Below are 19688 nucleotides of genomic sequence, written 5' to 3' on the forward strand. Positions count from 1 at the left end.
GCGGATTCAGAGTATCCATAAGGTTAGCAGTGCCAGGGCAACTGCGAACAGCAAGCCGGGCCAGAGCGGGCGACACAGTGAAGCATGGCCGGCAAACAGCGCCAGACCACCCTTGACCAATGTGTTGGTGATCGCGGCCAGGGTAATTCCGGTGACGGCCGTTTCGCTGCCGATGCTGTCCTGTGCCATGCGAGCCAGCGTCAGCGTGATGGCATCAACATCGGTCAGGCCGGCGACAATAGACACCAGCCACAGCCCCTGCTCGCCCATATGCTCTCGAATGCCGTGAGCGATCAGCAGGATGGCCGCCAGTAAAAGGCCGAACTGAAGGGCCGGGATCAGTTGGAAGGGCTGTGTCGAGAGCTTGCTGGTATCCACTTCTGCATAGGGTTCTCGTTTGATCCAGAGCCACACTGCGCTGATTACGCAGGCCAGCATCATGGCCAGCATCGGAGGCAGGAGCGGCGGCAGTAACTCGGGGTTGATCACAGCCACTTCGAGCAGAATGCGTGGATACATGATGGCCGAGGCCAGCAGAATGCCACAGGCCAGCAGCCGAGGCATGGGCACGCGGGCATTCATGCGTGCCAGACTCAGGGTCAGTGCGGTACTGGATGCCAGCCCTCCCAGAATGCTGGTAATCATCACCCCCTTGTCGGGCCCGGTCAGGCGCATGGCAAAGTAGGCTGCCAGACTGATACCGGCGATCAGCACTACCATCAGCCAGATTTCGTAGGGGTTAAGTGCATCCCAGGGGCCGTAGCTCTGGTTGGGCAGTACCGGCAGCAGTACAGCCGAGATCAGAGCCAGCTGCAGGATACCGCGCATCTCGCTGTCGCTCAGGTGCTCCAGCGCCTGATGCAGTGTCTGCTTGAAGTGCAGCACGATGGTGGTGATGACCGCCACGGCAACGGCCAGACTCAGGTCACCCAGTACGGTGAGCAGGCCGGTCAGGTAGGTGACGATCCCGGCCACAACGGTGGTCATGCCGTAGTCGTGGTCATCGTTCGAATCGAGCCAGTGCGCCAGCCCCAGCAGCAGTGTCACTGCCAGCCCCATGGCGATGGCGATGCCGGGTCCCAGTGGCGTTGTCAGCACTCCGGCCAGTGCGCCGCTGAGGGCCAGAAGACCGAAGGTGCGGATTCCGGCAATACGACCGCCGGCGGGTGTATTGCGCTCGTGCCAGCCGCGCTGCAGCCCGATCAACATGCCCAGCGCCAGCGCCACCAGTAACAGCAAGAGTTGAGAGTTGTCCATGTACCCTCCTGCAGGGCTGCCAAGGCAGCCCGATTGAATCACTACAGGGTAACAGGTCCTGAATAGAAAGGGAGTGTGACCAGAGGCAGCCGCGATGCAACGTCTGGAAAGGTTAACAACCTGACCAATGTACCGCGGTTATATTTTGCAGCGTGTTCCTAGCGATAACGTAGACGCTTTAAACCGACCCCCCCGAGCAGCAGTGACATCAAAATCAGCATCCAATGCTGTGTGGTGGGAATACCGACAGGAGAGTTGCCGGTGCCAGGTCCCGAGTTCGCACTGAAAATGCCGATACCACCAGGGTCTTGGATAAAGCCATTCGCCGTACCATCGTTATCCCCCTGGCCGCCATCGACAAGTTCAAAAGTGGCGGTGTTGCCGTTGATGGTAAGGGGAATAGTGTACCAGCCGGACTCTGCTGTCTCTGTGCCGGGTATCAGGCCGTACTTCCAGTACTGGCTATTTTCGGCCAAGCTCTCGGGAAACGTGAGCTCTACAGTGACTGTGGCGCCGTCATCACAATACTGAAGGTTGAGTTCCAGCAAGTCGTAGGGAAAGCTGACATTGGCCGGGAGTTCACTGGCCAGCGCCTCTGGGGCGATCGATGCGGAGCTCTGGATATTGCATCCATCGCCTCCGCCGATGATACGGCCTTCAATGGGATGGATATTGCCTTCGGGTATAAGGCTGAAGTCGGTTGTGGGCGCTGCAGAGCCCAATGCCAACCACTCATTTACGGCCACAAAGTTGGTTCCGTCATATCCGCCGACCGTTGCAAGGTAAGCCACACCATCAACCTCCAGGGTTCCAAACCCCATCAGGTTGCTTGCGGCTGTCGGTTTTGTAGGGCCTGATTCCCAGGCCTGCGTCTCGACATTGAAGGCCCAGGTGTCTGCCTTTGCACTGCTTCCTGTTCCCGTTGGGTCTCCGCCGGTGAAATAGACATATGGATCCCACGCCCGGTTCAACGATACACCAGCATGCCTTCCAAGCGAGCCTCCGGGATAGTCTTGAACGGCTGACCAGTTAATAGACGTGAAGTCTGCACCAATTTCACCAGCATAGGCCTGTTTCGTCTGACCATCTGTTTGGTTGTATCCTCCCGCGACCACGAGCTTGCCTCGGGCAATGCCCCCTCGAACGCCTGCTACAGCGGTACCCGGGAAGGGGGTTGCCATGTGCCATTCATCGGTCTGGGTATCGTATACCTGTACATGGTTGACATCTTCGTTGCCGGTATACCCACCGATGATATACAGCAGTGATTCCTGGTACTGTGCTGCTGCGTAGTCGCCAACGGCAACGGGCATATTGGTGCCAGTACTCCAGGAATCAGTTGCGATGTCGTATATCTGCACGTTGTTGTTTGACAGCGGAGAAAAGGCAGCGACGTAACCGCCGATCAGAAATATCTTGCCGCCAGAAAAAAATGCCTGTGCATGTTGGACCGCTTGCGGTGCTGAGGAGAGGGATGACCAACCGCCTGTATCTGGATCGAATGACAGTACTTCGCTAACGGTGGAGCCTGATCCATTGTTACCCGCGAGAACCAACAATTGGTTGTTTGGCCCGGCTTCGGTAGTTGTGTAACCGACAACCGCCGAAGCCCACTTGCTACCTGGTAAAGGATCTTCAGAGACCCAGCCCTGGTTGGGGAAAGTTTTGAGGACAGTAACTGCTTTGCTTAGGGTGTTGTTATCTGAAATTTCGTCACTTGCCAGTTCAACGGTGGCTGTCAAGGTTTTAATGCCCGGTTCCGGTGTCCAGGAGTCGAAAGTGACAGTTTCCATTTCATGTGTAGCCAGCGCGTCTACGGTTCTTGTACTGATATAGTTTCCTTCCGCCTCCAGGCGCACAGTAAATGGCTGGTTTTGAATACCTCTGTTCGATACCGTTACTTTTGGCTCTAAAGTGGTTGCTGCGATGGGGCCTTCTACCTCGATACTCATCACTTCGATATCCACTTGAGGGCGTGTACCCAGAGCAACCTGGTCAATGTACACGCCATCTCCATTCTCGTTGGTATTACGAAAAGCAATGTGGATTGTTTCCCCTTCATACGCGCTGAGCGAAAGAGTATGGTTATCCCACGTATCCTCTGCAGGGTAGTTGACGCCTTCTTTCAGGTTGAGAATTTCGTCTGTAAAGTTGGCAATCAGAGTGCCCGTGCTCGAGACGCGCACCGAGAGCTCATCAGGTGTGTATCCACTGAAATCTGTACGTATGTAAAACGAGAGTTCATCTCCTGCGGATACGGTAAATGCAGGTGAAATTAACCAGTCTTCTCCACTGGGGTCGGCATAGCTTATGTAAGCACTGGCTTGCCCGAAACGTGCTTCGTCTGTGGATCGCTCCCACTGATTATTGCCGATAATGCTGGTTCGGCTCCATCCTTCGGGGGGAAAGGAGCTGCCTTCAAAGCCCTGTTCATAAAATATACTTTGTTGCGCATAAGCACCTGTAAACAGGAAGCAACACAGCAAACCTGAAAGTAATCGCGAGAGTGAAAGGATCCCTTTTTTCACAAGTATCACCATTGGCTAAATTATGTACAGATAGGGAGGCTACATGATTGTTTGTATCGTGACCAGTTTTTCAAACATTCGTTTTGCTACTTGTAATTACGGTAAATTCTTACTTGTCTTTCGGTAGGCTAGTAAGTTGGTTTACATTGGAAGGGAACTTCAAAGCGCTGGAGTATGTCTGGGAGCCAGTGATGATGAAAGCGGAAAACTTCCCGGCAGACCTCTACCGGCGTCTGGCGACGGGTGCGTGAATAAAAAAGGCGCCTCAGGAGGGGCGCCAAACGCTTAGAGCATCGGGATTGAGGGGTGGGTTACATCCGCCCCTCGGTTTCGTAGCGCTGGTGCCAGCTCAGGGCTTCATCCAGCAGGTGTGGCGTATGCATGCCGCGACCGCTGGCACAGGCGCGGTTGAAATAGTCCAGCAGGCGTTCGCGGAAATCCGGATGTGCACAGTTGTTTATGATCGCATGGGCACGCTGGCGGGGTGACAGTCCGCGCAGATCCGCCAGACCCTGTTCGGTGACGATGATCTTCACGTCGTGCTCGGTGTGATCCACATGGGACACCATCGGCACGATGGAGGAGATCGCGCCGTCCTTGGCCGTGGAGGGCGAGACAAAGATCGACAGATAGCCGTTGCGGGCAAAATCCCCTGAACCGCCGATACCGTTCATCATCCGGCTGCCCATGATGTGGGTCGAGTTCACGTTGCCGTAAAGATCGGCTTCGATCAGCCCGTTCATGGCGATGATGCCGAGCCGACGGGCAAGCTCCGGATGGTTGGAGATGTCCTGCTGGCGCAGAATGATCTTGTCGCGGTACAGGTCGATATTCTCATCGAACTCGCGGATGCCGTCGGGACTCAATGAGAAGGCGGTGGCCGAGGCAACGCCCAGGGTGCCGGACTTGAGCATCTTCAGCATGCCGTCCTGAATCACTTCGGTGAAGGCAGTCAGGTTCTTGAACGGGCCTGCATCCAACCCTTCCAGTACCGCATTGGGGATGTTGCCCACACCGGACTGAATCGGCAGCAACTCTTTTGGCAGGCGACCGATTTCGATCTCGCGCTGGAAGAATTCGAGAATGTGCTCGGCGATCCGCCTGGAGGTGGCATCCGGTGCCTTGAACGGGGAGTTGCGATCCGCCGCCGAGGTTTCCACCACTGCAATCACTTTATCCACAGGGCAGTGCAGATAGGCTTCACCGATGCGATCCGCCGGATGGGTCAGCATGATCGGTTTGCGATTGGGGGGCAGGGCGGTACCGTAATAGATATCGTGCATCCCTTCCAGCTTGGCGTTTTGCTGGGCGTTGACCTCAAGAATGATTTTGTCGGCCTGCTCGATCCAGGTCTTGTTGTTGCCGACGGACGAAGAAGGGATCAGGCTGCCATCCTCGCGGATACCGGCGACTTCGATCAAGGCGATATCCATCTTGCCGAGAAAGCCTGACCAGGCGTATTGCGACACTTCAGACAGGTGGTAATCCACATACTCCATCGTGCCACTGTTGATCCGCCCGCGGCAGATCGGGTCGCTCTGGAACGGCAGCCGCATTTCGATACCATCCACCTCCGCCAATGCGCCATCCAACTCGGGAGCAGTGGAGGCACCGGTCCAGACATTGATCCGAAACGGTTTACCACCGGTGGCATTGTGATGGCGAATACGCTCGGCCAGCGCCGCGGGTACAGCCTTGGGATAACCGGCACCGGTAAAGCCGCTCATGCCGACGTTGGCGCCGGGGGAGATCAGTTCAGCAGCCTGTTCGGCGCTCATGATGCGCTCACGCAGACGCGAACACAAAATTCGTGAAGTTGAAGACATGGTCGTTCCTGTTTGTTGTCAACAAGCCTGCATATTCTGATAGTGATTAATATTTATGCAGTCTGGTGGAGGCGGATTCTAGCAGTGAATGCGGGAATGTATGTAGTTTGATTGTTGCAAATTTGTAAAACAATGGCCTGAATTGGGCAAAAATAGTGATTATTGTTGTCTATTTTGCGAAATTAAGTTGCGATTATGACAACAAAAAGCGATCGCTCTTTGTGTGAGAGCTATGATGCGCTGGGGACAGGTCGGGGTGGAGGCGATGGTGAAAGCCGGTCACTGCAGGAAGCAGCGGGCCGGCATCAGTGGCAGTACAACGCGGGATTAGCTGTCGCTGTCGGAACGTTTTTTCTTCAACGGCATAAAGCCATCAGCCAAATCGGCAGGGGGCTTGGGTGCTGCGGTAGTACGGCGCTTGCCCACCTGTTTGCGATCACGCAGGCGCTGTTTGCCCTCGGGTTTGGCGGCTGACTTCTTGCCGTCCTTGCCGTCACTCTTTTTCTTTTTGGTACCGGCAGCCTTGCCCGAGGCTTTCAGCTTCTTCGGCCCTTTGTAGTTGGCTTCCACGCCTTTCAAGGTGCGGCGCTCGAATTTGATGCGCAGGTAACGCTCAATGCTGGACATCAAATTCCATTCGGTATGCTCGATTAAGCAGATCGCCAACCCCGGCTTGTCCTGGCGTCCGGTACGGCCGACGCGGTGCAGGTGTTCGTCACCCTTGCGTGCCATATCGAAGTTGATCACCATGTCCAGCCCCTGAATATCGAGGCCTCGGGCGGCCACGTCGGTGGCAACCAGAATATTGATCTTGCCGCTGCGCATCAGCCCCATCACATGCTTGCGCTCATCCTGACTCATCTCGCCGTGCAGGACTCCGGAGCGGCGGTTCTGGCGCTGCAGGCTCTTGGCCAGCCACTGCGCCTTGACACGGGTGTTAGTGAAGATGATCACCTTGTCATAGGTTTCGTTGGCCAGCAGCCACTCCACCAGACGCTCCTTGTGCTTGTCGTCATCGGCCAGAATGATCTGCTGCTGGATGTTGGCCTGCGCGTTTTGCGGCGTGTTCAGCAGCAGCTGTTCCGGCTCGTTCAACACTCGCGGCAGCAGGTCATGCACCCCGGGGTGGGTCAGGGTGGCGGAAAACACCATCGACTGGCGATCCTTGCGGCAGATCTCGGTGATCGCCAGCACCTCATCACGGAATCCCATGTCCAGCATGCGGTCGGCTTCGTCCAGAACCAGGAATTCCAGATCTCCGAAATCCAGGGTTTCACGCTCAAGGTGCTCCATCAGGCGGCCTGGAGTCGCCACAAGAATTTCCGGGTTCTTGCGCATCTCGGCGGCCTGCTCCTTGAAGCCGGTGCCGCCACAGACGGTCATGGTGGTGACGCGGGTAAAGGTGGCCAGATCCTTGACGCTTTGACACACCTGCTCGGCAAGCTCGCGCGTGGGGGTCAGGATCAAACCACGGGTGCCGGTGTTGGGCGATGGGTTATCCAGAAAGTGCTGCAACATGGGGATAACAAAGGCGAGCGTTTTGCCGCTGCCGGTTTCGGCGCCCACGATCAGATCCTTGCCCTCCAGTGCCGGGGGCAGTGCCGCCAGCTGTACGGCTGTAGGTTGGGTAAAGCCAAGTTTATCGATCGCCTTGAGCAGGCGGTCATGCAGCATCAGGTCAGCAAACACGGGTTTTTTCTCGCTTGAAATCAGTTGCGAGCATACTAGCAGAAAGCGCGTGATAGAGCTGCACTGAAGCGGGTTATTGGCTTGACCTTGAATGCCTTGAGTGGTTAAACATTAAACATGAATACTTCAGGAGACGGTCATGCCACGCTCATTTACGTTGCTGACACTCATGGCGCTGCTGCTGGCGGGCTGCAGCAGCGCTCCGCGTTATGGCCATACGCCCGCTGATCTGCATCATCCACAGCGACAGCAACTCCTTGACCACTACAGCCAGTGGGCAGGTACCCCCTATCGTTACGGTGGCCAGGACCGTTCAGGTGTGGACTGTTCCGGCTTTATCCAGCGGGTCTATGCAGATCTAAATGGCACCCAGTTACCCCGTACAACCGAAAAACAGGCCCGTATAGGTTCTCCGGTAAAGCGGCATCAGCTGCAACCGGCTGATCTGGTATTTTTCAAGACTGGCTGGAAGCAGCGACATGCCGGCATCTATATCGGCAATGGCGAATTTATCCACGCGTCTACCAGTCGTGGCGTGATGATCTCGCGGCTGGATAACCCATACTGGGAAGACGCGTGGTGGATGGCGCGGCGTCCCTGAGGGGCGTTCTGGACTTTCATCCTCAGCCCATACAGGTTTCATGCACAAGCCAAAGGGAAATGTTTTACGATCCTGTCTGAGGTGTGAATAAAAATCAGGCTCTACTTCAGATAAAGCGTTAACTTAACGGAATTGGTGTCGGGATTGGGGTTGACAAAACGGGCCTGAGGAAAACCATCTCTATCTCGATCAAGAATTGTACGCTTTTGAAATATCTTTTATTTACAGATAGTTATTGTTTTGTTTTGCACACTGTCCCGAACTTATCCATGAGGTTTTACACAGAATATGTGAGCAAAACGGGTCAGGTTATCAACCGCATCGAAAAGGCTTGTGGATTGTGAATACTTAAGTGCATAACATGTATGCATAAAGGCAGTTCGGCTCGGATCTGTAGAGTAATTCACAGGGTATGGAACTTTGGTATCGGGCATCCCGTTTGGGTTCCGGCAGCGAGGACTTGGCTGCTCGGTTGCGGTAAACTGTCGTCATATTTAGTCATGAAGAGTTGCCGGGATGCGGCTGAAGAGACGACTGCAAACACTGTGTCTACTGCTGATCCCCTTTCTGGTGACAGCGGGCTGTCTGTCGCCCCCTTTATCCCCTATCAAGCTGGGCACAAACCTCTGGCCCGGTTATGAGCCGCTTTATCTTGCACGCGAACAGGGCTATCTGTCGGGAAATGACGTTGCGCTGGTTGAACTCCTGTCTGCCAGTGAGGTTATGCGTGCCTACCGCAACGGTGCCATTGACGCGGCAGCGCTGACACTGGATGAAGTGATCAGTCTGCGTGAAGCAGGCCTGAGGCCGGTGATTGTTGAGGTGGCGGACATATCCAACGGGGCTGATGTCATTCTGGCGCGTCCAGGTTTTAAGCAGATACAAGACCTGCGTGGCAAGCGCGTCGGGGTAGAGGCGACTGCACTGGGTGCCTATATGCTGTCACGTGCGCTTGCATTGCATGGGATGAACGCCACGGATGTGGAGATTGTTCACCTTGAAGTTAACGAACACCATGAAGCTTGGCTAAAAGGGCAGGTGGATGCGGTGGTGACGTTTGAACCCGTCCGTCAACAGCTGGTGGCGCAGGGGGCGGTCATACTGTTTGACTCTTCAATGATTCCCGGAGAGGTGGTGGATTTGCTGGTGGTGCGTGAGTCACTGCTGAAATCCCACTGCAGGCAGATCCATCATCTTATAGATGCCTGGCATCGGGCGTTGGAGTATCTGCACCAGTCGCCAGAGCCGGCGGCCGAGGTGATGACGGCCCGCATTGGTGGTTCGGCCGCTGAAGTACTCAGAAGCCTGCAACAACTGGAACTGCCGGGCCCGAAACGCTCCTCAGTCCTGATGAGCGGCAAGCCTCCTGAGCTGCAAAAGCAGGCAGAGGCGCTGGCAAGGCTGATGCTTGAACAGGGACTGATGCAACAATTGCCTGACCTGTCAGGGCTGGTCTACGCGGATTATCCGAGCTATGAAACTGATCACTGAGTTGCCGCTGCGGCGTATCATTCCTATTACCATCGTGCTGTTTGCACTTCTGATGCTGGTACTGGCCTTTGGTCTGATCAAACCCTATCTGGGCCAGCTTCTGCATCAGAACATGGAAGACAGCCTGCGCTATACGCTCAATCGACTGCAGGGTACGACCGAGTACATGCTGGGTCACGGCGATCTGGAAGGTGTAAAACGCGAAGTCGCTGCCAGCAGCGCACATCGTGAAGTCAAATACCTGTTGGTGACCGACTCCCGGGGGCAGGTGATAGCATCCAGTCGTATTGCGCAAGTGGGCAAATCCCTTAACAGCCTTAACCTGCATTTTGATCCAGAGCTGATTGCCCAAGCGATCAGCTCCCGACAGCCGGTATATCAACATCAGGGTGCGGGGGAAAATATCCTGTATGGCTTGATGCCCTGCATTTACTTTGATCAGAGCGCTTCTCTGCAGGATAACTGGGGGTTGGTGCTGATTGAGCTGGATCTGGAGCGCTCCATGGCGCCCTTGTTGCACCGGCTGGACCGGCTTTTTGTGTGGGTAGCATTGGCTGTGGTGCTGCTGGCGACCCTGGCATGGGTGTTGATTGAGCGAGCGGTGAGTCGTCGCTTGCTGTTGATCACCAATACGGCGGCGGCACTGGCTTCCGATGAGCTGGGGCAGCGTACGGGTCTCAAGGGGCGCGATGAGTTGAGCCTGATCGGACAGGCCATCGACAAGATGGCGGCGCGACTTGAGCAAAGCCGGGGGCAATTGCTGCAGGCCAATCGACAGATGGAAAACATCCTGCGTTTTATCCCCTCCATGGTGTACATCAAGGACCCCAAGGGGGTTTACCGCATGGTCAACGAGCGGTTTATCGAAACCCTTGGTAAACCGGACGAGAATGGCTCAACCGTGTTTGATCTGGTTCCCGAACCCTGGGCAGGTGAGGTTGCAAAGCGTGATCGCGAGGTGATGCAAACAGGCAAGGCAATGCAGTTTCAGGCAAACTTTCCGGTCAAAGGGGAGATGCACAACTGGTTTATGGTCAAGTTTCCCCTGATGGGGGAAGATGGCATGCCCTATGCCTTATGTACCGTTGCAACCGATGTGACCGAACGGGAGCGCCACGAGAATCTGGCACGTATCGCCCAGCGTATTTTTGAACACTCAGCCGAAGGGATCATGATTACCGATGCTGAGAATCGCATCATGGACGTGAACCAATCGTTGCTTGATATGACCGGTTACGATCGCGAGGAACTGTTGGGGCAGCTCCCATCAATTCAGAAATCCGAGCATCAGGACGCGGCATTCTACGCCCACATGTGGCAGGACATTCAGCACAATGGCAAATGGAACGGTGAATTGTGGAACCGGCGAGCTGACAAAACGGTCTATCCCGTGCGCCTGTCAATCAGCACCATACTCAATCGCAAGGGTGAACTGGATGGTTACTTTGGCATTTTTCAGGACATCACCGAAAAGAAAAACGCAGAGCGAAACCTGCATCAGCTTGCCTACCACGATACGCTGACCGGCCTCTACAATCGCACTGAGTTCATGCGCCGAGTGTCAGAAGCGCTTCGCCGGGGCAAGCGTTACGATGAAGCTTTCGGTTTATTGTTCATCGACTTGGACCTGTTCAAGGAAGTCAACGATAGCCATGGCCATGCCGTAGGGGACCAACTGCTGTGTCAGGTGGCTGAGCGGCTGAAAGGCTGTCTGCGAGAGTCCGACACCGCCTTCCGTCTGGGTGGGGACGAGTTTACCGTACTGCTGCCACAGCTGGGGGAGGATGACAGCTTGGCTGCGGTCGCCGACAAACTAATTGATCAGCTGAAAACCCCATTCAAGGTCGAAGGGCATGATGTGCGCATCAGCTCCAGTATCGGCATTGTCAGTTATCCGCGTGATGGTGAGGATCAGGACACTCTGGTAGGCCATGCCGATGCCGCCATGTACTTTGCCAAAGAGCAGGGTCGAGGGCGCTACGCGTTCTTCGATCCACAAATCAATGCTCGTAACCAGCGCAACATGCGGATCAAGGTGGGTCTCAACGATGCGCTGGAGCGTGACGAGCTGTATCTGGTCTATCAGCCCAAGGTATTGTCTGGCGGAGCAGTCTGCGGCTACGAGGCGCTGATGCGCTGGCACAGCCATGAGTTGGGGCTGGTATCGCCGGCCGAGTTCATTCCCATTGCCGAAGCCAGCCAGGCGCTGGAGTCGATGACGGTATGGCTGTTGCATCAGGTGGGGCGAGACCTGCAAAAAAAGCCGTTGAAAGGCCTTCAGGTCGCTATCAACCTGTCGCCACGCCAGTTCCAGAGTGGCAGCTGGGTGGATGCACTGCGTGAGGTTTTGGAAGAGTACCACCTTGGGCCAGAGCAGTTCTGTATCGAAGTGACGGAGAGCGCACTGGTGGAAAGCTTCAACACCACTGTGGCGCAGCTCTCCGAGGTGCAGGCACTCGGTGTTGAAGTGGCGATTGATGACTTTGGTACCGGTTACTCATCACTGGAGTACCTCAAGCGCTTGCCGATTGACTACCTCAAGATTGATCGCTCTTTCGTGCGAGATATTGGTACCGATGCTGATGACAGGATTATTGTGCAAACCATCATCCTGCTGGCCCATTCGCTGGGGTTGAAGGTGGTGGCCGAAGGGGTTGAAACAGCCGAGCAGGCGGAATTCCTTGGGCAGCAGGCCTGCGATGAACTGCAGGGCTATCTGTTTGCTCCACCGCGAAGGCTTGAAAATCTGGGCGATACAGCCGTAAAAAGGCAGTGAATTCGGTAACTTGCAAAATAATTTAGCCTTCGTGCTTGACACTTCGGCGCAGGGCTGTAGAATCTGCGCCCATCCTTTGGAGGGATGGCTGAGTGGTCGAAAGCACCGGTCTTGAAAACCGACGGGTCGAGAGGCCCCCAGGGTTCGAATCCCTGTCCCTCCGCCATTAAGGATGATGATTTGGACAGTTCCTCGATAGCTCAGTTGGTAGAGCAGTAGACTGTTAATCTATTGGTCGCTGGTTCGAGTCCAGCTCGAGGAGCCAAATCATGATGACCTTGCCTGTCTGGCATGGTCACTGCAAAGAGCGGGTCGTTAGCTCAGTTGGTAGAGCAGTTGGCTTTTAACCAATTGGTCATAGGTTCAAGTCCTATACGACCCACCACTCTTCGCTGCCGGAGGGTCGTTAGCTCAGTTGGTAGAGCAGTTGGCTTTTAACCAATTGGTCATAGGTTCAAGTCCTATACGACCCACCATTTCCGGATTCCTTTCTGATCCAAGCCATCGTTTTTCCTGCCAAAGCCGTTATCATGTTCAGAGCGTGATTGGCTTATGCTTTTGCATGTCTAATTCTGTTGTGCTGTTCACATCATAGTGGCTGTTTTATCCGCTAACGGCTCCATAACCACAGGGTTGCCTGGTGTGAATAAGAAGCTGTGGTATCAATAATGGATTTTATGAAGCCCTTTCGACTTCATTTTGCTGTGTTCATAACAATGGCCTTGTACCTGTTGACGTTCCAGGTCAGGGCGGAGCCTGAGCTCTCTCCGGTCACCATCGGTATTGTTGCTGACAATGCACCCTATTCAAGCCTCGGGCCCGGCGGTCTGCGTGGTTTCTCCATTGATATCCTCGAAGAGTTGAGTCGCACCAGTGGTGTTGAGTTTGAGTATCGCGTCGGGAGTTGGTCGGAAATCTATGGCGCTTTTTTGCGTGGTGAGCTGGATGCGGTAGATGAGATTTCATGGCGCGAAGACCGAGCTGACAAAATGCTGTTCACTCGGCCTTACCATCTGCGCCATACCGTTATCATGCATGATGAAAATCGACCGCTGCCTACCATCGAAACGTTGTCCAATCTGAAGGGATATCGGATTGGCACTCTGACCGATATCTATTATGCAGGCATCTTGAGAGAGTCCGGTCTTGAGATCGTGGAATATGGCTTGCAGCCGGATCTGGTACGTGCGTTGGCCTTTGGCTGGGTTGATGCGATTATCGGCCCGGAAGTGACATTGCGCTACATGGCTCGCCAGCAGGGGTTTGTGAATATCGAGCCCTTGGCTGCAGCACCCCTGAGTGGGAAGGAAACGGAAGATTTCAGAATTGCCGTTCACCTGGATCAGCCCCAGCTGTATCAGAAGCTTGATGAGGGGCTGGCGGCCATTGACCCGCACTGGATTGAAGCCTTGCGCGAACGCTGGCAGGAGTTCGGCGGCAAGGCTTTGGACAACAAGACCTTGAAGCTTACACCGGCGCAGCAGCTGACAGTGCGTCAACAGGCACCCTTGAGAGTTGGGCTGATGAGCGATTATGCGCCACTGAGTTTTGAAGACGGTGGGCGCGTGCAGGGACTCTCGGTAGACATCCTGACTCGCGTGATGGATTTGACCGGCTTGCAGGCAACGCCTGTGGTTGATCAATGGAGTGTCCTGATTGAATTGTTGCAACAAGGGGAAATAGATGTCATCGCGAATATCTCCGATCTGAAAGAGCGCAGGAGCTTCACGCGTTTCACACAACCTTTCCACCACGTGCCTATCGTGGTTTTTACCCGCAAGCCTGGCTTCCGCCTGAACTCGCCTGATGATTTCCGTGGTCAGAAAATCGCCATCAGTACTGGGATCTTCTACGAACGCAAGGTACGTGATCTGGCGTCTGAAGGGGTCGTTAGCTTTGACAGTCAGGCCTCCATGTTCCGGTCCTTGGCCTCCGGCACGGTGGATCTGGTACTGGCTGCCTTGCCAAACGGCAATCACTGGGTACGTGAATTGGGCCTCACAGATGTCCGCATTGCTGGTGAGCTGAGCCTGCCCGATGTGAGTGGCGAGGATCTGCGCTTCGGCTTGCGTCCCGAGCTTGAGCCACTGGTTCCGATCATCGATGCGGCCCTTGCCGCCATTACACCAACGGAAATGCGAACTATCGAGAATCGCTGGTTGGGGGCACAGCTTGAGACCAACTCGGCGTTTACGGGATTCAGTGCTGCAGAACAGGATTTTCTTGAAATACGCAACAACAGTCTCAGCTACTGCATTCATCCTGACTGGATGCCACTTGAGGGGCTGGATAGCAAAGGCCAGCATCAGGGGCTTTCGGCAACACTGTTGGATATCTTCAGCCTCCGCTCAGGGGTGGCCTTTAATTTGCGTCCGACCCGGCACTGGAGGGATTCTCTCGCAGCGTTGAAGCAGGGACAATGTGACCTGGTGCCGCTTATTGGGCGCTCAGAGGGGCAGTCTGAAGGGCTTGTCCTCACTTCTGCATTTTACACATTGCCAAGCATTGTACTTGGTCGCATAGAGGCGCCCTTTATCAGCAGTCTGAGTGATATTGACCAGCACCCGATCGCAATTGTGCGCGATTCACCATTATTGTCAGAGTTGCGCCGAAGCTACCCGGGTTTGAACCTGATAGAAGTAGACAGCGAAACGGAGGGGGTGCAAGGGCTGCAGCGTGGGGAGTGGTATGGTTACATCAGCACATTGGCAACGGCCAGTCAGAAGCTGGAGGATCTTGGGCTAGCTGATATTCGTGTTATTGGCCGTGTCCCCATGGACCTTGAGCTGGCCCTGGCAACCTCAGCGACCGATCAACATCTGGGTACGCTGATGCAAAAGCTGGTATCAAGCCTGAGTAGTGAAGACCTGCATCGAATGGACAGTGAGTGGCGTACCGTCAGGCTCCAGCAGAGGGTGGATTACTCCCTGTTGTGGAAGATTCTGTCGGTAACAGCCATTGTTTTGTTTATGCTGTTTTACTGGAATCGCAAGCTGGGTGCCCTCAACCGGGAGCTGGCAGCTGCCAACGAACGACTTGCTGTCACAAGTACAACGGATGAGCTTACCGGCCTCGGAAATCGAACCAGTTTTGAGCAACACTATGAAGCCTGTTACCAGGTATGTCAGCGCAACGGCTTGTCGTTTATGGTGGCCATGATGGATGCCGATCACTTCAAACAGGTCAATGACCGGTTTGGACATGCAGTGGGAGATGAGTGCCTGCGTGCAATCAGCCGTACCATGCGTGAACACTTCCGGCGCGAAACCGATCATCTGATTCGCTTTGGCGGGGAAGAGTTCGTTATTTTTGCAGTGGCCAATTCGCCTGCTGATGCCGCTGAGCGGCTGGAAACACTCAGGCGCGGCATTGAGCAACTGCGAGTGCCAACCGCTGATGGTCAGGAAGTTCGTGTGAGTGTCAGCATCGGTTATTGCCGACTGGTGCCCGAAATAGGGCAGCGCTCTGAACAGTGGCTGCGCATGGCAGACCGAGCGGTTTACGAAGCCAAGCGCAAGGGACGCAATCGTGTTGTCGATGCGGGAAAGGATGTTGTCTAGAACGGGCATGGTGCGGGCCTTGGGCTTTGGTCGAACCGGGCTTGCGTGACTAAGCTTCGATTCAAACAACCTTTCACGAAAGCCCTCTCCCGTGCAATCAGGAGAGGGCTGAGGAGTTTAATTGCTGGTGGCAGTACCCTGCATTTTTTGTTTAAGCTCCAATGCCAGGTGACGCAAATGTTCTAATGCTTCTGCCGCGTCTGGATGATCACGCTCAACCTTTTTGCTCCAAGCCTGGTCCATACCTGATGTCGCTTGCTGAATCTCCTTCATTAGTGGATCGTTGGCATCGACAAAATGTATATTCACACCCTCTTTCTTTGCCATTTCAATACCTTCTCGGTCAGACTGATCCCAAGCCTTACCGGCCATGGCTGACAGGCGTGCCCCGGATACTGACATGATTGCTTCACGATCTTCAGGGCTCAGGCTATCCATGAAATCTTCATTGGCAATGATTGCAAAGCTGCCCAGATAAAGCCCTCCGGGCAGCAGTGTCAGGTGGGATGATACTTCGGCCAAGCGAAAATCACGTTGACTGGCTGCCGGCATGAATACACCGTCCACGATGCCCTGCTGCATCATCTCGTACACCTTGGGGCCAGGTGCCGCAACTGGCGTGATCCCCAGACGCTTGCCCAACTCCTGTTGAACACCACCGCCAAGGCGGATTTTGGCACCTTTGAGATCACTCATCGAGTTGATCGGCTTACGGCTGTGGATCTGGCCCGGGCCATGAGTAAACAGTCCCATCAGGACAAGCCCCTGGTGTTCAGGTGAGTCTGAAAAATAGCGGTTATAGGTCTCCCAATAGGCTTGTGACGCCAGTTCAGCGTTGACACCCAGGCCGGGCAGCTCAACCATTTCTGACAGTTGGAATCGACCGGGCACATAGCCGTGAAAACTCCATGCGGCGTCCGCCACACCATCTTCCACCATTGAAAAATAGGTGCTTTGATCTCCCAGATTATACTCTAGCTTTACCTTGACCCGGCCTTCCGTTGCCTCCTCCACCCAACTGGCCCATGTCGGCAGAACTACACTGTTCTGAACATGGCCAGGAGGACCCGCGGTTGCAAAGTGAAGTGTGACCGGCTCTGCCATGACCGGCAGGCAGATGGAACAGGCAAGCAGTGCAATCTTGGTGCGTTTGAATGTCAGCATAGGTGCATCCTTTTTATTGTTATCTCGTGATGAAATTGCTGGAATCAGGCGATACATTGGCTCAATGGAATGTTGATATCCTCCGCTTTTGGGATGTCGATTTGGGTTTCTGTCATGATCATTTTCTTGGCTTGCAAAAAGTCCGCCGGTCGATTGATTGCATCGCATGCAACCAGTCGGCCCTGTTTGAGATAAAGCCAGCTGCGCGCCTGAGTATCTTGACCACGCGCGATCAGCTGGTCGTAATCCGGATTCAGACCTGCAATTTGTAGGCGTGCTTCGTACTGCGTTGACCAGAACCAGGGCACAGCTGGCTCGGGTATTGGTTGCCCGGTCAGCTGTGCCAGGATGGTCTGAGCGTGGGCGCTGGTGTTTTGAACCGACTCCAACCGCAGGTTACGGTTGTAAAGGGGGCTGAACTGAACAGCACAGTCACCGCCAGCATGGATGGCGGGGTCAGAGGTGCGACAGCATTGATCGATCACAATGCCGTTGTCACATTCAAGGCCTGCCTGCTGCGCAAGTGAAACCTCCGGGACTACCCCGATTCCCACTACAACCTGATCCGCGGCCAACACTTCCCCATTTGTCAGACGTACCGCCTCAATCGCTTGCTGGCCCATAAAGTTCTCCACACCGACACCCGTGCGGATATCAACGCCATGATTCTGATGCAGCTGCATGAAACACTCGGACACCTCAGGAGCTACCACGCGTCCAAGAATTCGCTCGCCGGCTTCCAGAACCGTCACGGCCATGCTGTTTTGACGTGCGGCAGCCGCTATCTCCAACCCGATAAAGCCGCCACCGATCACGGCCAGGCGTTTGCCGGGCTGCAGTGCACCGCGCAACTGTCTGGCGTCAAACAATGTCTTGAGGTAATGAATACCTGCCAGCTCATGACCGGGGATATCCAGCCGACGCGGCGTTGTCCCTGTAGCCAGAACCAGTTGGTCGTATGGTACGAGATGGCCGTTGGCCACCACGGTTTTCTGCTGTCGATCAATTTCACTGACTCGGGTATTGAGTTGACAGGTGAAGCGCGGATCTTTCCAGACGTGTTGTGCAACCAGTGCCAGTCCCTCCTCTGTCAGTTCACCCTTGAGGTATTCCTTGGACAGGACCGGGCGATTGCAGGGCAACGAGTCTTCTGCACTGAGCAGTGTCACTCGACCGTCAAAACCCTGCCTGTACAGTCCCGTAATCAAGGCGGCAGCCAGATGCCCACCGCCCACAATAACCAGATGTTGCATGCCGACTCTCCCGAAAGTTAAGGCTCAACATTCAGCCGGCACAATGCGCAGGCTAAGGCCATCCATCTCTTGGCTCAGCCGCAGTTGGCAGCTCAGGCGTGAGCCTGATGTACGCTCATCCAGTGCGTCCAGCAGTGCTTCTTCTTCCGGCTGGGCTGTACCCAACAAGGGTTGCCAGTCGCTCTCCAGTACGATGTGACAGGTACCGCAGGCACAGCAGCCGCCACAGACGCCTTCAACTCCCGAGGATTGATCCCGCAGCAGTTCCATCAGGCTGCTGCCGGGATCGGCCTGCAACCGCTGCTGATGGCCGTTGGCATCGATTACATGGATTTGGATGCTCATGTTTACACCTCTACTGCTGTATTGATGGCAGGCTGTGACTGAACTGCCCCTGGTGCGGAGTGCTGACTGCGTTCAGCCTCGGCACGGCGCTTGAGGTAACGACGCATGGCTACGCTGGCAATATCGGACTTTACTGAAATTTCAAAGAACTCATCTTCACGTGACATATTGCTGAGCAGTTCTTCCATCGCTTCCAGCCCCACAATGTCTTCATGGAAGGCAGCCATGAGTTGTTGGTGCATGAAGTCGGTGATGCTGTCGTCCTCGGGGGCAAAATTGCGCCCATGAACAACGAAGTAATGGGTAGAAGTCGCGGTCTCGGGCGTGGGAATATGGGCCGTCTTGATACGGGTATCGGGTCGCTCAGACTCAGGCAGGGCGATGTCATAAAACTGAGCATGCACGATATGCAGTGCCGGTGACACGAAATCTGATGTGGTGATCCGTGCCGCATCCCGTCCTTCAAGGCCGGTGGGCTTGGCCCAAACCGGTGGCAACCGTGTGGGTACCACGTAGCGCTTGAGGATAAAACGATCTTCGCTGATTTCGGTATCAAACTCGGCGGCGGCATAGTCGGGTGTACCGAAGGTGTTGGCATGCAGGAAGCTCAGATGGGTCAGATCAAGCAGGTTTTCATGCAGGTACACGTAGCTGGCCTTAAGAGGCATGTAGTCGCAGGAGGTGATCCAACCCTGGTCCAGCATCGGCATGGCGGGAATCTGTTTCGGATCAGCTTGATCAGGCTCACCCATCCAGATCCAGACAACGGGTCCCTGCTCGACAAGTGGATAGCTGCGGATCGAGATACCGGCGCAGTTGCACTGTGATGGCACCTCGACACAGCTGCCGCTGGCATCATAGCGCAGACCATGATATCCACAGACAATGGTGTCACCTTCAAGACTGCTGCGTGATAGAGGGAAGGAGCGATGGCCGCAACGGTTATCCAGCGCCACGGGTTCGCCGTTTTCCTGACGGTACAAAACCAGCTGACGACCCAGAATGGTGCGAGCCTTAAGTTCCCGCCCAATCTCATGACCAAGGGCGGCCACATACCACTCGTTGAAGATGAACGGGGTTTGTCGATTGGCCAGTGTCTTGCCAGCGGCCTGAGCTGCTCGCTGTACTTTGGTAAGAGCCATAAGGCATCCCTCCGAGTTTTTATTCTTGTTTAAACGTGGTTTCAGGCTACTCGGGC

At 55.0% G+C, this 19688-nt stretch carries 12 protein-coding genes and 4 tRNA genes; 8 read left to right on the plus strand and 8 right to left on the minus strand.

Translation table 11 applies throughout. From position 1 onward, the window contains the following. Positions 1-6: 6 nt before the first annotated feature. From BLV48_RS13305 to BLV48_RS13320, 4 genes are all read right to left on the minus strand, one after another. Entirely contained in the window at positions 7-1257 is a 1251-nt protein-coding gene (locus BLV48_RS13305; RefSeq protein WP_091827286.1) for an MgtC/SapB family protein, read from the minus strand. Between the two features lie 158 nt (positions 1258-1415). Next, positions 1416-3785, minus strand: coding sequence for an IPTL-CTERM sorting domain-containing protein (locus BLV48_RS13310; protein ID WP_175527676.1), 2370 nt, complete (start codon positions 3783-3785; stop codon positions 1416-1418). 311 nt (positions 3786-4096) lie between these two features. Beyond that, positions 4097-5611, minus strand: a complete 1515-nt coding sequence (locus BLV48_RS13315; protein WP_091827288.1) for an acetyl-CoA hydrolase/transferase family protein — start codon at positions 5609-5611, stop codon at positions 4097-4099. A 327-nt stretch (positions 5612-5938) separates the two neighbouring features. After that, positions 5939-7300, minus strand: coding sequence for a DEAD/DEAH box helicase (locus tag BLV48_RS13320; protein ID WP_254775043.1), 1362 nt, complete (start codon positions 7298-7300; stop codon positions 5939-5941). 139 nt (positions 7301-7439) lie between these two features. Here BLV48_RS13320 and BLV48_RS13325 point away from each other — a divergent pair, with 139 nt between their 5' ends. From BLV48_RS13325 to BLV48_RS13360, 8 genes are all read left to right on the plus strand, one after another. Continuing rightward, the gene (locus BLV48_RS13325; RefSeq protein WP_091827289.1) at positions 7440-7901 is read left to right on the plus strand and encodes a C40 family peptidase; all 462 of its coding nucleotides are present in this window, start codon (positions 7440-7442) and stop codon (positions 7899-7901) included. Between the two features lie 516 nt (positions 7902-8417). Continuing rightward, positions 8418-9392, plus strand: a complete 975-nt coding sequence (locus tag BLV48_RS13330; RefSeq protein ID WP_091827290.1) for an ABC transporter substrate-binding protein — start codon at positions 8418-8420, stop codon at positions 9390-9392. Further along, positions 9376-12168: a bifunctional diguanylate cyclase/phosphodiesterase gene (locus BLV48_RS13335; protein ID WP_091827291.1), complete on the plus strand. Its 2793-nt coding sequence runs from the start codon at positions 9376-9378 to the stop codon at positions 12166-12168. Before BLV48_RS13330 ends, BLV48_RS13335 begins: the two co-directional genes overlap by 17 nt. A 78-nt stretch (positions 12169-12246) precedes the next feature. Continuing rightward, positions 12247-12334: transfer RNA gene (locus BLV48_RS13340), tRNA-Ser, on the plus strand. Positions 12335-12357: 23 nt separating this feature from the next. After that, a tRNA-Asn gene (locus tag BLV48_RS13345) sits at positions 12358-12433 on the plus strand. A gap of 44 nt (positions 12434-12477) precedes the next feature. After that, positions 12478-12553 (plus strand) — tRNA-Lys (locus BLV48_RS13350). A 15-nt stretch (positions 12554-12568) separates the two neighbouring features. Beyond that, positions 12569-12644: transfer RNA gene (locus BLV48_RS13355), tRNA-Lys, on the plus strand. 240 nt (positions 12645-12884) lie between these two features. Continuing rightward, the gene (locus BLV48_RS13360; protein WP_217633020.1) at positions 12885-15728 is read left to right on the plus strand and encodes a transporter substrate-binding domain-containing protein; all 2844 of its coding nucleotides are present in this window, start codon (positions 12885-12887) and stop codon (positions 15726-15728) included. 117 nt (positions 15729-15845) lie between these two features. Here BLV48_RS13360 and BLV48_RS13365 read toward each other — a convergent pair whose 3' ends face one another. Genes BLV48_RS13365 through BLV48_RS13380 form a run of 4 tightly spaced genes read right to left on the minus strand, consistent with a single transcriptional unit; the run spans position 15846 to position 19632 of the window. Next, positions 15846-16892, minus strand: coding sequence for a TRAP transporter substrate-binding protein (locus BLV48_RS13365; protein ID WP_091827293.1), 1047 nt, complete (start codon positions 16890-16892; stop codon positions 15846-15848). Positions 16893-16936: 44 nt separating this feature from the next. After that, on the minus strand, positions 16937-18145 hold the full coding sequence (locus BLV48_RS13370) for an NAD(P)/FAD-dependent oxidoreductase (RefSeq protein ID WP_091827294.1): 1209 nt from the start codon (positions 18143-18145) through the stop codon (positions 16937-16939). Positions 18146-18169: 24 nt separating this feature from the next. Beyond that, positions 18170-18490, minus strand: a complete 321-nt coding sequence (locus BLV48_RS13375) for a 2Fe-2S iron-sulfur cluster-binding protein (protein ID WP_091827295.1) — start codon at positions 18488-18490, stop codon at positions 18170-18172. A gap of 2 nt (positions 18491-18492) precedes the next feature. Beyond that, positions 18493-19632 (minus strand): aromatic ring-hydroxylating dioxygenase subunit alpha, encoded by a 1140-nt coding sequence (locus BLV48_RS13380; RefSeq protein WP_091827296.1) that lies wholly within the window; start codon positions 19630-19632, stop codon positions 18493-18495. Positions 19633-19688: the final 56 nt, after the last annotated feature.

This window comes from Marinobacterium iners DSM 11526 (genome assembly GCF_900107855.1).
Classification (GTDB): domain Bacteria; phylum Pseudomonadota; class Gammaproteobacteria; order Pseudomonadales; family Balneatricaceae; genus Marinobacterium; species Marinobacterium iners.

Coding starts and splice junctions, on each gene's coding strand:
- BLV48_RS13305 (WP_091827286.1), bottom strand. CDS start 1,257: ATGGACAACTCTCAACTCTTGCTGTTACTGGTGGCGCTGGCGCTGGGC.
- BLV48_RS13315 (WP_091827288.1), bottom strand. CDS start 5,611: ATGTCTTCAACTTCACGAATTTTGTGTTCGCGTCTGCGTGAGCGCATC.
- BLV48_RS13325 (WP_091827289.1), top strand. CDS start 7,440: ATGCCACGCTCATTTACGTTGCTGACACTCATGGCGCTGCTGCTGGCG.
- BLV48_RS13330 (WP_091827290.1), top strand. CDS start 8,418: ATGCGGCTGAAGAGACGACTGCAAACACTGTGTCTACTGCTGATCCCC.
- BLV48_RS13335 (WP_091827291.1), top strand. CDS start 9,376: ATGAAACTGATCACTGAGTTGCCGCTGCGGCGTATCATTCCTATTACC.
- BLV48_RS13360 (WP_217633020.1), top strand. CDS start 12,885: ATGGCCTTGTACCTGTTGACGTTCCAGGTCAGGGCGGAGCCTGAGCTC.
- BLV48_RS13365 (WP_091827293.1), bottom strand. CDS start 16,892: ATGCTGACATTCAAACGCACCAAGATTGCACTGCTTGCCTGTTCCATC.
- BLV48_RS13370 (WP_091827294.1), bottom strand. CDS start 18,145: ATGCAACATCTGGTTATTGTGGGCGGTGGGCATCTGGCTGCCGCCTTG.
- BLV48_RS13375 (WP_091827295.1), bottom strand. CDS start 18,490: ATGAGCATCCAAATCCATGTAATCGATGCCAACGGCCATCAGCAGCGG.
- BLV48_RS13380 (WP_091827296.1), bottom strand. CDS start 19,632: ATGGCTCTTACCAAAGTACAGCGAGCAGCTCAGGCCGCTGGCAAGACA.